The organism is Pseudozobellia sp. WGM2, from assembly GCF_017810075.1.
GTDB lineage: Bacteria > Bacteroidota > Bacteroidia > Flavobacteriales > Flavobacteriaceae > JADNYK01.
The window spans coordinates 90,865-105,790 of sequence record NZ_JADNYK010000001.1; the positions used below are offsets into that span (position 1 = coordinate 90,865).

Genomic DNA, 14,926 nt, shown 5'->3' on the forward strand with positions numbered 1-14,926 from the left:
TCCCGGCGTTGTTTTTTACAATGATTTATCCATAATCTCTTTGACTATTTCAGGGTTCAGTAGGGTAGAGGTATCACCCATATTGCTCGTATCGTTAGATGCGATTTTTCGTAGTATTCGTCGCATTATTTTACCACTTCTTGTTTTTGGCAATCCGGAAACAAACTGAATCTTATCGAGTTTTGCAATGGGCCCGATATGTTCCGTAATCTGTTGGTTGATTTCCTTTGCCAGATTCTCACGGTTTCGGGTCTCTCCAAACTCCTTGAGAATTACGAATCCGTAGAGCGCATTTCCTTTGATATCATGTGGGAAGCCAACAATGGCACTTTCAGCTACCGCTGGATGTTCGTTTATAGAATCTTCGATGGGTGCTGTTCCCAGATTGTGACCAGATACGATAACCACATCATCTACACGGCCGGTGATGCGATAGTACCCCACGGCATCTCTAAGCGCACCATCACCTGAAAAATACATGTCTTTAAATGCGGAAAAGTAGGTGTCTCTGTATCTATCATGATTTCCCCAAATGGTTCGGGCAATCGCTGGCCACGGAAATTTGATACACAACCTTCCAGAAACCTGTTTCCCCTTAATTTCTTTTCCCTCTTCATCTATCAGAGCGGGTTGAATACCAATAAATGGCAAAGTAGCATAAGTGGGAGTGGTGGGGGTGACATAAGGTATTGGGGTAATCATAATACCCCCGGTTTCGGTTTGCCACCACGTATCTACGATTGGGCTATTCTTTTTGCCCACATTGTTATTGTACCAATGCCATGCTTCTTCATTGATAGGTTCACCAACCGAACCAAGTACTTTTAAAGAAGAAAGGTCATGTTTATCTAAGAATTCTAAATTTTCTTTTGCCAAGGCACGAATAGCTGTTGGTGCGGTATAGAATTGATTTACTTTGTGCTTTTCAACAATTTCCCAGAAACGCCCATAATCTGGGTAAGAGGGAACGCCTTCGAACATTACGGTCGTGGCACCATTGGCCAACGGTCCGTACACAATGTAAGAGTGTCCGGTAATCCAACCGATATCGGCGGTACACCAGTAGACATCTTCTTCGCGGTACTGAAATACATTTTTAAAGGTATATGCCGTATAGACCATGTAGCCACCAATTGTATGTACCATGCCCTTAGGCTTACCTGTAGAACCTGAGGTATAAAGAATAAATAAAGGGTCTTCGGCATCCATGATTTCAGCGACACAATCGGCATAAGCCTCGTCTAAAAGAGGTTGTAGCCATTTATCTCTACCCTCTTTCATATCGATATCAGTATTGATTCGCTTGGCCACCAAAACATTTTTAACCCCAGGGCAACTTTCAAGCGCCTTATCAACAATACTCTTCAGGTCAATGGTTTTTGCTCCTCGATATGAACCATCGGAAGTAATTACCAATTTACAATCGGAATCATTAACTCTGGCGGCCAAGGCACTGGAAGAGAAACCTGCAAAAACCACGGAATGAATGGCACCGATTCGAGCACATGCGAGAACCGATACGGCCAACTCAGGAATCATAGGTAGATAGATGCATACCCGATCCCCCTTTTTCACACCCTGATCAAGCAAAACGTTCGCCATGCGACACACTTTTTCATGAAGGTCGCGGTACGTTATGTGTTGTGCTTCTTCATTGGGGTCATTGGGCTCGAATAAAATTGCTGTCTTATCTCCACGTGTAGGTAAATGCCTATCGATACAATTTTCGGTAATATTCAATTTGGCTCCTTCGAACCACTTTATTTCCGGTTTTGAGAAATCCCAACTTAGAACATTGTCCCATTTTTTTCGCCATACGAAATGCTCTTCGGCAATCTCTTCCCAAAACGCTTCGGGATTGCGAACTGACTTTCTATAGACTTGAAAATATTCTTCTAAATGCTTAATGTGGTAATTGCTCATTAGTGTACTGTGTTTCTTTAAAGTTAAAAAAATTATTAATGTCCAGTGGCCTCTCCGGCACCACTGGGGATTCTAATATCTTCTACGATTTCTTGTACGTCTTCAGGAGGCGGGGGAGTGAATTTCATAATGACTATCGATACAAGAAAGTTGACAATCATCGCTACACTGCCGAACCCTTCGGGTGATATGCCGAACCACCAATCTTTTTCCAAAGTTGGCACTGCCTCTTTACCACCATCAAAAATTCCGAACTTGAATTTCAACATATAAAAGAGCATCAACGATATACCGATGACCATTCCGGCAATGGCACCCTCTTTATTCATTTTTTTATAAAAAATGCCTAAAACGATTGCGGGGAAAAAAGAAGCGGCTGCGAGACCAAAAGCCAATGCCACAACTGCAGCGACAAAGCCTGGCGGGTTTATTCCAAAATACCCGGCAATAACGACTGCTACGGTGGCGGCACCACGGGCTGCCCAGAGCTCTCCTTTCTCTGAAATGCCCGGGGCCAATATTTTTTTGATTAAATCGTGAGAGACCGAAGCAGAAATTACTAAAAGAAGACCGGCAGCGGTAGATAAAGCGGCCGCTAAACTACCTGCAGCCACAAGAGCGATTACCCAAGCTGGAAGGTCTGCAATCTCAGGATTCGCCAATACCATAATATCACGGTCTACCGTTAACTCGTTCTTAGAGGTATCGGCAACATATTGAATTTTACCATCTTTATTTTTATCGTCAAAAATCAATAAGCCCGTAGTTTCCCAGTTTTTGAACCATTCGGGCATTGTGCTATATTCTTTATTACTCACCGTATTGATCATATTGGTGCGGGCGAAAACCGATACCGCTGGTGCCGTAGTATACAATATGGCTATTAATAAAAGAGCCAAGCCCGCTGATTTTCTAGCATCTTTTACACGCTTTACCGTAAAGAAACGAACGATTACATGCGGTAGACCCGCAGTACCCACCATAAGTGCCAACGTTATCATGAAGACATCAATGGTAGATTTTTTACCGTCGGTATATTCGGCAAAACCAAGCTCAGTAGAGAGTCCGTTGAGTTTGTCCAGCAAATATACTCCAGAGCCATCGTTTAGTTGTGACCCCATACCCAACTGCGGAATAGGATTTCCGGTCATTTGTATGGAAATAAAGATAGCCGGGACCATAAAGGCAAAAATAAGTACACAGTATTGGGCCACCTGGGTATAGGTGATGCCTTTCATGCCCCCTAAAACGGCATAGAAAAGAACAATGACCATACCGATAATAACGCCAGTATTGATGTCAACCTCAAGAAAACGGGAGAAAACTACGCCCACACCGCGCATTTGACCTGCCACATAGGTAAAGGAGACAATTAGGGCACAAATTACGGCTACGATACGAGCTGTTTTTGAATAGTACCTATCGCCTATGAAATCGGGTACGGTGAACTTTCCGAATTTTCTAAGATAGGGCGCCAAGAGTAGGGCTAGCAGCACATAACCACCTGTCCACCCCATAAGGTAGACCGAGCCGTCGTATCCTGCAAAGGAAATTATGCCCGCCATAGAGATAAAAGAGGCGGCGGACATCCAATCGGCGGCCGTAGCCATGCCATTTGCGAGCGGAGAAACGCCACCACCGGCCACGTAAAAATCGTTGGTAGATCCGGCCCTCGACCAAATGGCAATGCCGATATAGAGCGTAAAAGTAATTCCGACTAAAAGATACGTCCACGTTTGAACATCCATAGGTTTTGATTTTGGTTATTCCCAGAACAGGGAAATTGTTGGTTGGTATTGGGTTTATTCGTTGTAGCCGTATTTTTTATCCAAGGTATTCATCAACCGTACATAAACGAATATGAGGATTACAAATACATAAATAGAACCTTGTTGGGCGAACCAAAAGCCTAGTTCAAAACCTCCGATTCTGATTTGGTTCAACGCATCCCTAAATAAAATTCCGGCACCATACGATACCGCAAACCATATGGCAAGAAGAATGAACAAGTATCTGACGTTTTCTTTCCAGTAAGCACTGGCTTTTTCTTGCTTTTCGGACATGGTGGATTTTAAATTTAAGTTGTTGAATTTACTAATATAACAATTTGTTGCAGATTTAATTTGGTAAATAAATGATACCGCTCGATGAATCTGATTTTGCACCGGTAACCGAGCAAAGAACGTTGGTTTTTTCTTGCAATCGTAAAACTCCCATTAGCGCAAAAACCAAAGCTTCTTTAAATTCGATAAGCTTTTTTTCTGGCACGACAACTTTAACCGAATCACCAAGTTTGTCTTGAAGTGTTTCCACCAAAAAATCATTTAGAGCTCCCCCACCTGTAACAAAGAGACTTTGACTATCAGTTTGAGCATTGTTCTTTATTTGTATGGCTACTTGTTCACATATATGATGAATACTGGTGCACAATAGATTGTTCATATGGTCATTGGTGCCATCGACTATGGGGGCTACTTTGTCTACAAACCATTCAAAACCAATTGATTTTGGAAAGGGGAGCTTATAAAACTTCAAGGCATTAAGTTTTTGTAGCATATCAACATTTACCTCTCCACTTCGTGCCAATTGGCCGCCTTTATCATATGCTAGGCCTTCTTTTTGCGTGATATGGTTCAGAATCATATTGGCCAACCCTATATCATAAGCCAATCGCTTTCCATTTTTCTCAAATGATACATTACTGATACCGCCCAAATTCAAGCAGAAGTCATATTGGTTAAAGAAAAGTCTATCACCGATGGGTACAAGGGGGGCTCCTTGCCCATGCAGCGCAACATCATTGGTGCGAAAATCACAAATAACTTTTTGACCACAGGCATTGGCTATATGTTGGCCAGAACCTATTTGAAAGGTGAGCCCGTTCTCGGGCTGATGATGTGTGGTATGACCGTGGCTTGCAATACTATCGACTTTCAAGTTATGCTCGGTGACAAAATCTCTTACCTGTTCGCCCAGCCAAGTTCCGTATGAATTATGAAATATAAGCAATTCGTCCGCAGCCAAATAGATGGAATTTTTAAGGCGGTTTTTCATTTCTTCGGAATAGGAAACACTTTTCGTCTGCGCAATTTCGAAATTGTAGTTACCGTCTTGCTGATCTATTTTGCAGTAGGCCAAATCTAGACCGTCTAACGAAGTGCCGGACATTAAACCGATAATATTTTGACTTTTCATCTCTTTTCAATAGTTACAGGCAGTTTGCCAACCGCCTCTTGTTTGCCTAAAAAATGCTGCTGTGCTACATGTTGAAATTCTTCAAAATCTTGATAAGCAACGATGACCGCCTCAGCTGTATCAATATTCAGATGGTTTAGAACATAAGGATTACCGAACAGATAAAGAACTACTCGATTATTTTTAATTATTCGACTTATAGATTCCAGTTGCCCTAAGGGGAGTCCGAAATTATTGTTCGGTTTAATTTGTGGTGGAAATAAGGCTAAAACAAGGTTCGTCTTATTTAAATCTTCAGCCTCTTCTAGGTTAATGAAGGCATTACTTTTGAGACTATTCAAGAAAGACTTCCCTTTTTCTAGGTTGTTGCTAACAGCAGTAAAATTTTGGTTTCTAAAATTAGCTATCGTTTTCTCATCTCCCTTTAAAAGGGTAATGCTTTTCTGCGCAATTTTTTTATTTAAATTGGAAGCATTAGAAAGGGTGGTTTCTTTTTCAACTTGCCGATAGACCTTTTCTTTTAATCGCCATACTCTTTTGAAGCTTTCTTCAATTTGTCCTTCCGAAGCATTTTCGATAATTTTTTGAATCCCTTCAGAGGTATTTTCTGCAAAGCATAAAATATCGTTTCCAGCGTCGAAAGCGGACCATTCCAATTCACCTTTTTCGGGGTAATTCTTAGAGACTGCATGCATATTTAGAGCGTCGGAAATAACGACCCCATCAAATTGCATATCTTTTCTTAAAATACCTTTGATAATATCTTTAGATATACTTGAAGGTGTATTTTTTCCTTTTGCCAATGCCGGAACGGATAGGTGCCCGACCATAACCGCTTCAACACCTTCGGCAATCAGTTTTTTAAAAGGATAAAGTTCATTTTCTATAAGTTCGTCTTTCGATTTTTCGATTACGGGTAGTCCTAAATGGGAATCTGTGGCCGTGTCACCATGACCCGGAAAATGCTTGATGCTGGTCAATACACCTTCGCTTAGTGTACCCTTGATGTAATGTAGAGCCTTTTCGGTCACCAAATCTCTATCTTCCCCAAAAGATCTATACCCGATAACGGGGTTGTGCGCATTATTGTTAATATCGACCACTGGAGAAAGATTCCAATGAATACCTGCGGAAATACAATCTTGGGCAATATTTTTCCCTACCTGAAAAATAAGTTCGTTATTATCTTGAAGCGCACCCAAAGTAATGGCATAAGGGTATTGCGGCGTGTTTTCGATACGCATGGCCAAACCCCACTCTGCATCAATCGCCACCAATAAAGGGTATTTTGCCGCATTTTGGTAACGTTGGATTAAATTCTTTAGGGTATCATAACTATTCTCATTTTTGACAACCAGCTTTTTGCCCTCAAAATTAGTGGCCGCACTGGCTCGACTATGAAAAAAGCATATACCACCGACATGGTGTTTCCTTATCAATTGTTCGAGCTGTTTAATTTCCTCTTCTGAATCATTGATAAAAGCAGCTGGCATAAAGAGTTGTCCGACTTTTTCCGCAAGGTTCAATTTATCACTCTGCATAGTGTAGGTGTTTACTTTAAGCATCTGTCTGTGCCGATTTTTTTCCGAATTCCGGGGGGTATTTTAAAAATTTTAATAGAAAGAATGCGGGTAGGGCCGATATAACGACCCAAATGAAAAATCCATCGTAACCCAACCATTTTTGAACAGCTCCGCTTATCATTCCCGGAAGCATGGCCCCCAAGGCCATAAAACCGGTGGCTATGGCGTAATGAGATGTTTTTGATTGCCCTTCGGCTATGTAGATGAGGTACATGAGGAAGGCTGCAAAACCAAAACCATAGCCAAATTGTTCGAAAGCTACAGTGCCAATAACAAATGCCAAATTTGAAGTTTTTGATACTGCCAGAATTGCATAAAGTACGTTGGGTACGTTAAGAAACAACATCATGGGTAGCATCCATTTTTTTAGTCCATCCCTCGAAATTAAAATTCCGCCTAAAATACCACCAGCAGAAAGCGTGATCAGACCGACCACTCCGTAAATAATACCGACGTTTTCAGTTGAAATGGCCAGCCCCCCTTTGGTACGTTCGTCGAGCATGAATAATTGAGCAACTTTAGCCAGTTGAGATTCACCAAGCCGATACGTCAAAATGAAGGCCAATGCTACGGCGATGTTCGGCTTTTTAAAAAAGGATGTAAACACTTCTAAAAATGCTTTCGGCCTTTGTGTTTTAATAGCCAAAGAGCTTTCGAATTTGGGAGTTGTAAAGAAGTTTATGATGGTAAGTAACAGCATTAACGCGCCCGTGGCTATCATGGTTATGCTCCAAGCTTTTGTATTGTCTCCGTAGATTCTTTCGAGATATCCACCGAAAACAACTATGAGACCACTACCAGTAACCATGGCGAGCCTATAAAAGGTGCTTCTAATACCTACAAAAAAAGATTGTTTTTTTTCGGAAAGCCCAATCATATAATATCCATCTGAAGCAATATCATTGGTCGCCGAAGCGAATGCCGCTACCCAAAAACAGGCCAAGGTAGTCACAAAAAACATTTGTGTGGGTAAGGTAAGGCCAACGGCCAAAAACATGACCGATATTAAAAGTTGCATGATCAAGAACCAATTTCTTTTGGTGCTTTTAAGGTCTACAATAGGGCTCCAGATAGGTTTTAGTACCCACGGCAAATACAATAGGCCGGTGTAAAGGGTAATATCGGTATTGCTGATACCCAATTTCTTGTACATGATTACCGAGACCGAAGCGATGATTACATTGGGTAGGCCTTCTGCAAAATAAAGCGGGGGAACCCAAGCCCACGCCCGTTTATCTTTTTTAATCATAAAGTTCGGTTTGCTTTAAATGTATGATTTTAGGCTCACTTTCCTTACCATACTTGTCGATAAATGTATATGCTATATTTTTTTTGTTAATTACATCGTCGGACTGAAATACAATCATATTCTCTTCTTCGACAAAAATTTTGGAAAGAATTCTTTTATTTTGATAGTAGAGTTGGGCCTCATTTCCGGAGGAATAAAAAATTATTTGTTGTACATCTTGAAGATTATCAAAATGCAAGATTACTTTACCGCTACTTTTCTCAACTTTTATTAGAGTCGGAATTTTAAAGGGGATAAAGTCGCCCACATTTACTAATGGTGGCAAAGCAGGGTTTTTATAAAATTTTTTCTTTAATCGTTTGATATAACCTTTCTTCTGCTGCATAAGACTTTTAGCACTAAAAAAGACATTGCCGTTAACGGTTTTATTTTTTCGAGCATATGTGAGTTGGTCAGGTAGCTCTCGGTTTTTATTCCATGCTTTGTCACTATTATTCTTGATTTTGTATGGACCATTACCAATATAGAGATTGGTTGTTTGAGTGTTATCTGCCCACCAATCCAGTAATTTTCTGTGAGAAGCTACCTCTAAATCCATACTCCAATAAATTTGAGGAACTATATAGTCGAGCCAACCTTCTTGCATCCACAGTAAGGGGTCGGCATATAAATTTTCGAAAGTAGTCTGACCTGCCCGGGTATCAGATCCTTTCGGGTCGGTGCTTTTGTTTTTCCATACACCGAACGGGCTTACCCCAAATTGAACCGAGGGTCTAACTTCTTGAATGGCATGGTAACTTTTTTTAATAAGTGAATCCATATTGCTTCTTCGCCAATCTTCCAGATTCTGATTGGCAAGTCTATAGTTGTTGAAGGTAGTGGAATCTTTAAATGTTTCGCCTTTTATCGTGTAGGGGTAGAAATAATCATCATAATGTATGGCATCTATAGGGTAGTTATTGATGAGTTCTTTAATAATTGAAACCATGTGGTCTTGAACAGCCGGCAAACCTGGATTGTAATAATATTTCTTCCCATATTTCACCATCCAATCGGGATGTCTATGGTAATCATGATTGGTACTTAAAGTCTCTGTTTTCAGGTCAAAAGTAGCACGATATGGATTTAACCATGCATGAAACTCCATACCACGATTGTGAGCTTCATCAATCATCCAACCCAACATTCCTGTCTTGTGGTTTGATTGAGTTGAATCAGGAGCTTTTCCTTCTTCACCCGTTAAATATCGTGACCAAGGTGCATAATTTGAGTCGTAAAATGCATCGCCCGCAGTGCGCACTTGAACTATAGCGGCGTTAAAATTTAGGTTTTGATAAAAATCAAGTATTTTGAGGTAGTCCGCTTTTTGCTTTGCTATGGAATCATGACCGCTTTTGGGCCAGTCAATATTTACGACTGTTGCCATCCAAAAGCCACGGAACTCTCTTCTAGGTTCAGGCACCGGTTGAAATACCGAGCAAGAATTTAAACTAAAGAGCAATACAAATATGAAAAGTAAGTTTTTAGTCATGAACAAAAGAAGGCCTATCATTGAAAATAATAGGCCTTTAAAATAATCCATTAAAAATTAATCGAATTTATAACGAACAAACGCTTCAATTGCAGCATAGTCTGACAAGCCCAATGCCCTGTATTTTTGGGCGGTACCTCTGTTGCGTTCCTCGGCCCGCATCCAGAATTCCCTAGCATCATCACCTTGAAACATAACCCCATCTTTCTGCGATTGGTGACAGAATATGGCATAGCGCTTTTTCAACACCTGATCCGGACTCATAGGTACGGCCATTTCGATTTCATGAATATCCCACTCGTGCCACGCGCCTCTGTAAAGCCACAACCAGCAGTCTTCCATAAAAGGCTCAGACTTCAAACGTTTCATAGACTCGAAAACAGCATCTAAACAAACTTTATGAGTGCCGTGCGGATCTGCAAGGTCACCTGCGGCATAAATTTGATGTGGTTTTATTTCTGTGATGATATTCATCATAATCTCAATATCGGCATCAGAAAGATTATTTTTCTTGATAGCACCAGTCTCATAAAATGGCAAATCTAAAAAATGAACATTTTCATCAGATAAACCCAAATAACGTGTAGCAGCATATGATTCTCCACGTCTTATATTTCCTTTAAGTTTTCTAACATTTAGAGTATCGAAGCTGCTTTCTTTTTTAGCTTTGATATCATCTATAAGCTGTTGTGCCTCATCTGAGGGTTTAATTCTCTTGGCAATACCGGCATAGCGCAGGGCATCGGCATCGGACACTGCAATATTACCAGAGGTTTGATAAACTATATGCACTTCATGACCCTGCTCTACCAATCGGTCGAAAGTACCCCCCATAGAAATAACATCATCATCAGGGTGAGGGCTGAATATAATTACTCTTTTCTTTGCCGGCTCGGCTCTCTCCGGTCTGTTGGTATCATCGGCATTAGGTTTGCCACCTGGCCAACCTGTAATTGTATGCTGAAGTTTATTGAACATTTGAATGTTCAGGTCATAAGAATCTTGTGTAGTCAATAAACCTGACATTCCATTGTCATTGTAATCTTTATCGGTAAGGCTAAGAATTGATTTATCGGTCTTGTCGCAGAGCCATACGATAGCCTTCGCAGTCAAGCTTTCCGTCCAGTCCAACGATTCATCGACCAACCATGGTGTTTTATTTCTGGTAAGCTCACTACCTGCACCAGTATCTAGAACAAATGTACAGTTGCCGTGTTGCTGTAAATAGGTAGCTGGTACTTGTGGTGAAACTTCACCTTCTACCGTTTTTTTTATGATATCCGCCTTGTTTTGACCCCAACCGAGTAGCACTATTCTTTTCGCACTTCTAACTGTTGCTATACCCATCGTAATCGCTTTTCTTGGTACATTGTCTATACCTAAGAAAGACGGAGCAGCATCTACACGGGTAATATGGTCTAAGGTAATTACACGAGTTCCTGAATTGTAATGAGATCCAGGTTCGTTGAAACCGATATGGCCAGTTCTACCAATACCCAATAATTGAAAATCTAATCCTCCGGCCTTTTTTATTTCCTTTTCGTAAGCCAAACAGTAGTCAATAACATTTCCACCTAAAATAGTGCCATCGGGAATGTGGATATTCTCTTCAGGAATATCAATATGATTGAACAAATGTTCGTGCATGAAATACCAGTAACTCTGACGGTTATCTTTCTCCATCGGTAGGTATTCGTCAAGATTGAACGTAATTACATTGTAGAAGCTCAACCCATCTTCTTGGTGCATGCGAACCAGCTCTTCATATACTTTAATAGGTGAAGACCCCGTGGCCAGACCAAGAACACATGTTTTGTTGGCTTCTTGTTTTTTTCTGATAAGACCAGCAATTTCTTCGGCCACCTTAATGGAAGCTTCATTAGAGTCGGAAAAAATCACATTATGTATTTTCTCGAATCTTGTTTCTTCGAATTGTCCTACAGGTCTGTACTCAATGTTTGAACCGTTTCTTTCTAAGATTGTTTTCATTTCAATTTTGTTCTTTAGGTAGAGGTTTAGAATCATGCAAATATAGGCAAGGATTGGTTTTAAATGCTGTTTTTTGCTTTTAATTATGCTGTTTTTTGCTTTTTTAAAGATTTCTTAACTTTAAAGCAGTAAAAAACAGCATTCGATAATATTGGCTATATTTGCTGCCGGATATTTATGAATTAGTTGATACCATGCTAAAGGAAGAACGACAACAAACGATTTTAAGCGAAGTAGAGCTTCACAATCGTATTTTACTGACCGATATTGCCGAGACCCTCGATGTTTCGATAGATACCATACGTCGTGATGTAAAGGAACTCGATGCAGAAAATAAGTTGAGAAAAGTTCACGGAGGTGCCGTTTCATTAGGTTTTACCATGAATAGCACCAGAAATCAAAATATTTACAAGTTAGAGGAGAAAAACAAAATAGCGGAGAAAGCGCTGACTTTATTAAAACCTGGTTCTGTTATTTTTATCGATGGAGGAACTACTTGCTCCGAACTGGCCCGCCTGATACCCCAAAATCTAGATATTACTTGTTTCACACATAGCTTGCCAGTGGCTTCTGAATTATTGACCAAACCGAATGTTAACGTTATAATCGTTGGAGGTCAGGTCTCCAGTGAATCTCAGACCACAATTGGTGCCAATGCTATACATAATCTTTCAGAAATAAAGGTTGATTATAGTTTTATCGGTACGGGGTATGTAGATTCGTTCTATGGGCTTACCGAGTTCGATTGGGATATTGTACAGGTGAAAAAAGCAGTCATAAAATGCTCGAAAAAAACGGTACTTTTATCAATTTCAGAAAAACTGAACTCTCAGCATCGATACAAAACATGTGATATCAATGCCATAAATACCATGATTACGGAACTTGATCCGGAAAACGAACTTTTAAATTCATTCAGAAACCACGATATCAGAATTTTATAATTACTATGGACTATACCAAAATAACCGAAAAACCTTCAAACCACGATAATCTTGAGTCACTTGATACGGTTTCTATTCTTCAAAAGATGAATGAAGAAGACCAGAAAGTTGCCCAAGCTGTTGCCGATGCTATACCTAATATTACAAAACTGGTCGATGCTTTGGCGGAAAGATTTGAAAAAGGAGGCAGGCTCTTTTATATTGGTGCGGGCACCAGTGGTCGATTAGGAGTTTTGGACGCTTCTGAAATACCGCCGACCTATGGTTTACCTCACACTCGTGTAATCGGTATTATCGCAGGTGGAGATAAGGCTATTAGAAAATCGGTAGAAAACGCCGAAGATGATACTGAACAGGCCTGGAAAGATATGATGCTTCACGATATTAATGAATTGGACGTTGTTGTTGGTATAGCCGCCTCGGGTACGACCCCTTATGTTCTGGGAGGAATAGACCAAGCAAAGAAAAATGGACTTTTGACTGCTGGAGTCACAAATAACCCTGGCTCTCCCTTGGCTACGACAGCCGATATACCTATAGAAATGAATGTTGGGCCAGAGTTTGTTACTGGTAGTACCCGAATGAAAAGTGGCACTTCACAAAAATTGGCATTGAACATGATTTCAACCGCTTTAATGATTAAAATAGGCAGGGTAAAAGGTAACAAGATGGTTAATATGCAGTTGAGTAACGTCAAGCTAGTTGATAGGGGAGCGCGCTACGTGGCCGAAGGCTTGGGAATACCATACAATGACGCTGAAAAGCTGTTGAAAAAATACGGTTCAGTAAAGGCGGCTATTGACGCGGGTGCAGATATTTAACTCTTATTTGGTGATGGCATCAACTTCATCGGTCGTAACTAATTTATCTGACCAGTTGCCCCAAGAATTCATAATATAGTTCATAACATCGGCAATTTCTTCGGGTTCAAGACCCATAGGGGCCATTGTATTGTTATAAATTACACCATTGACTACTATTTCCCCCTGTTGACCGTATTTGACACCCTTGATACTAGCTTCCCTGTTTTTGGCAAGATAGTCAGACTGTGCTAGTGGGGGAAAGGTGTTGGGCACCCCTTCGCCATTTTCCATATGACAGGTAACGCAGAAATCCATGTAAATTTCTTTTCCCCTTAACATACTTTCCTCCAAATCCGCCTCTTGTGCATATAAGGAATTCGTGGTGGTAGCTAAAAAGACCAAAACGAGTAAAAACTTCATAAATAATAATTTAGGGGAACGTAATTTTCGTAGTAAGATTTAACTTTTCGGAACTAACTTATAAATTCCTTTGCCTTCTACCGCAACATAAATTAAACCATCAGGACCTTCTTTTACATCGCGTACACGACCTATATCGGCCATAAGCTTTTCTCGGTTTACTACTTTGTTGCCCTCAAGTTCTAGACGCTCCAAATATTGAAATTTTAAGGAACCTACTAAAACGCTACCTTGCCAATCGCCATACTTATCAGAAGAAATAAAAGCCATACCACTTGGGGCTATACTAGGCACCCAATAGTGTAGGGGTTGTTCCATACCTTCTTTTTCTGTTTCGTCAGTAATGATTGTTCCACTGTAATTAATGCCGTAAGTGATTACGGGCCACCCGTAATTTGCTCCGGGTTTGATAACATTTATTTCATCGCCACCTCTTGGTCCGTGTTCGTTATCCCATATTTCGCCTGTTTCCGGATGCTTGGCTAGGCCTTGAGGGTTTCTGTGTCCGTAACTGTAAATTGCGGTCTTTGCACCATCTTGCCCAACGAAAGGATTGTCATCGGGTATTTTACCATCCTCATGAAATCGATAGATTTTACCTCCGTCTCGTGTAATATCTTGTGGGTTTTCATCACGTGCACCACGTTCTCCTATCGATAAGAATAAGTAGCCATCATTATCAAATACTATTCGAGAGCCAAAGTGTTGACCTTTGGTAGTGTTGGGTGTGGCTTTGTATAGTAACTCGTTATCAGTTAGTGAGTTGTCTTTTAATTTAGCACGCATCAATGCTGTATGCCCACCTTTTTCTTCCCCTTCTTCAGAAGCGTAAGAAATATAGATCCATCCATTGTTTTCGTAATCGGGATGTACCTCGATATCCAATAATCCACCCTGACCTCTCGTATATACTTCTGGAACGTTTGAGATTTTTGTCTTAACTCCTTCTTTGAAATGGATTATCTCTCCCGATTTTTCTGTTACGAGCATACTTCCATCTGGTAAAAAAGCCATTCCCCACGGAATCTGCATTTCATCGATTATAAGCTGTTGGGTAAAGGGGGTGTTTTTAGGGTCTTTTACTTGGTTTTCAGCATCTTGAGCGCAAGACGAATTGAAAATGCCAATGGTTAAAAAGACAAGAAGTACACTATTTTTCATGGTTTCACGTTAAAAGTAATATTAATGTATGCCTAGCGGATAAATATAAAGAGAATTTATAAGTTTAAATAATTACACTTAAGAATAAAATGCTCCCAAATCGCATCTATTCTTATCAACTAAGACTT

The 14,926-nt window shown here is 40.4% G+C and carries 12 protein-coding genes; 2 read left to right on the top strand and 10 right to left on the bottom strand.

Features of this window, described 5'->3' with window-relative positions; genetic code table 11:
- Positions 1–15 precede the first annotated feature (15 nt).
- From acs to nagB, 8 genes are read right to left on the bottom strand one after another with little or no spacing between them, the layout of a single operon-like run.
- Positions 16–1,923 carry an acetate--CoA ligase gene (acs, locus tag IV512_RS00430; protein ID WP_209399617.1) on the bottom strand — a complete coding sequence of 636 codons (1,908 nt, stop codon included), beginning with the start codon at positions 1,921–1,923 and terminating at the stop codon, positions 16–18.
- Between the two features lie 35 nt (positions 1,924–1,958).
- The gene (locus IV512_RS00435; protein ID WP_209399618.1) at positions 1,959–3,671 is read right to left on the bottom strand and encodes a sodium:solute symporter family protein; all 1,713 of its coding nucleotides are present in this window, start codon (positions 3,669–3,671) and stop codon (positions 1,959–1,961) included.
- Between the two features lie 54 nt (positions 3,672–3,725).
- Entirely contained in the window at positions 3,726–3,986 is a 261-nt protein-coding gene (locus IV512_RS00440; protein ID WP_209399619.1) for a DUF4212 domain-containing protein, read from the bottom strand.
- A 55-nt stretch (positions 3,987–4,041) separates the two neighbouring features.
- Entirely contained in the window at positions 4,042–5,118 is a 1,077-nt protein-coding gene (locus IV512_RS00445) for an anhydro-N-acetylmuramic acid kinase (RefSeq protein ID WP_209399620.1), read from the bottom strand.
- Positions 5,115–6,659 carry a glycoside hydrolase family 3 protein gene (locus IV512_RS00450; protein WP_245224633.1) on the bottom strand — a complete coding sequence of 515 codons (1,545 nt, stop codon included), beginning with the start codon at positions 6,657–6,659 and terminating at the stop codon, positions 5,115–5,117. The genes IV512_RS00445 and IV512_RS00450 overlap by 4 nt, the downstream gene beginning before the upstream one ends.
- Positions 6,660–6,675: 16 nt before the next feature.
- Entirely contained in the window at positions 6,676–7,950 is a 1,275-nt protein-coding gene (locus IV512_RS00455) for an MFS transporter (RefSeq protein ID WP_209399624.1), read from the bottom strand.
- Complete coding sequence (locus tag IV512_RS00460) at positions 7,943–9,502, bottom strand: glycoside hydrolase family 10 protein (protein WP_245224634.1); 1,560 nt, start codon at positions 9,500–9,502, stop codon at positions 7,943–7,945. The genes IV512_RS00455 and IV512_RS00460 overlap by 8 nt, the downstream gene beginning before the upstream one ends.
- A 36-nt stretch (positions 9,503–9,538) precedes the next feature.
- Positions 9,539–11,470, bottom strand: a complete 1,932-nt coding sequence (gene nagB, locus IV512_RS00465; protein ID WP_209399626.1) for a glucosamine-6-phosphate deaminase — start codon at positions 11,468–11,470, stop codon at positions 9,539–9,541.
- Between the two features lie 194 nt (positions 11,471–11,664).
- Here nagB and IV512_RS00470 point away from each other — a divergent pair, with 194 nt between their 5' ends.
- Together IV512_RS00470 and murQ are read left to right on the top strand one after the other, a co-directional pair.
- Positions 11,665–12,414, top strand: coding sequence for a DeoR/GlpR family DNA-binding transcription regulator (locus IV512_RS00470; RefSeq protein ID WP_209400672.1), 750 nt, complete (start codon positions 11,665–11,667; stop codon positions 12,412–12,414).
- Positions 12,415–12,419: 5 nt separating this feature from the next.
- Positions 12,420–13,235, top strand: coding sequence for an N-acetylmuramic acid 6-phosphate etherase (gene murQ, locus IV512_RS00475; protein ID WP_209399628.1), 816 nt, complete (start codon positions 12,420–12,422; stop codon positions 13,233–13,235).
- Positions 13,236–13,238: 3 nt separating this feature from the next.
- Here murQ and IV512_RS00480 read toward each other — a convergent pair whose 3' ends face one another.
- On the bottom strand, positions 13,239–13,637 hold the full coding sequence (locus IV512_RS00480; protein WP_209399630.1) for a cytochrome c: 399 nt from the start codon (positions 13,635–13,637) through the stop codon (positions 13,239–13,241).
- Between the two features lie 39 nt (positions 13,638–13,676).
- Positions 13,677–14,798 (bottom strand): PQQ-dependent sugar dehydrogenase, encoded by a 1,122-nt coding sequence (locus IV512_RS00485; RefSeq protein ID WP_209399632.1) that lies wholly within the window; start codon positions 14,796–14,798, stop codon positions 13,677–13,679.
- Positions 14,799–14,926: the final 128 nt, after the last annotated feature.

Coding starts and splice junctions, on each gene's coding strand:
- nagB (WP_209399626.1), bottom strand. CDS start 11,470: ATGAAAACAATCTTAGAAAGAAACGGTTCAAACATTGAGTACAGACCT.
- IV512_RS00485 (WP_209399632.1), bottom strand. CDS start 14,798: ATGAAAAATAGTGTACTTCTTGTCTTTTTAACCATTGGCATTTTCAAT.
- IV512_RS00440 (WP_209399619.1), bottom strand. CDS start 3,986: ATGTCCGAAAAGCAAGAAAAAGCCAGTGCTTACTGGAAAGAAAACGTC.
- acs (WP_209399617.1), bottom strand. CDS start 1,923: ATGAGCAATTACCACATTAAGCATTTAGAAGAATATTTTCAAGTCTAT.
- IV512_RS00450 (WP_245224633.1), bottom strand. CDS start 6,659: ATGCAGAGTGATAAATTGAACCTTGCGGAAAAAGTCGGACAACTCTTT.
- IV512_RS00435 (WP_209399618.1), bottom strand. CDS start 3,671: ATGGATGTTCAAACGTGGACGTATCTTTTAGTCGGAATTACTTTTACG.
- IV512_RS00455 (WP_209399624.1), bottom strand. CDS start 7,950: ATGATTAAAAAAGATAAACGGGCGTGGGCTTGGGTTCCCCCGCTTTAT.
- IV512_RS00460 (WP_245224634.1), bottom strand. CDS start 9,502: ATGATAGGCCTTCTTTTGTTCATGACTAAAAACTTACTTTTCATATTT.
- IV512_RS00445 (WP_209399620.1), bottom strand. CDS start 5,118: ATGAAAAGTCAAAATATTATCGGTTTAATGTCCGGCACTTCGTTAGAC.
- murQ (WP_209399628.1), top strand. CDS start 12,420: ATGGACTATACCAAAATAACCGAAAAACCTTCAAACCACGATAATCTT.
- IV512_RS00470 (WP_209400672.1), top strand. CDS start 11,665: ATGCTAAAGGAAGAACGACAACAAACGATTTTAAGCGAAGTAGAGCTT.
- IV512_RS00480 (WP_209399630.1), bottom strand. CDS start 13,637: ATGAAGTTTTTACTCGTTTTGGTCTTTTTAGCTACCACCACGAATTCC.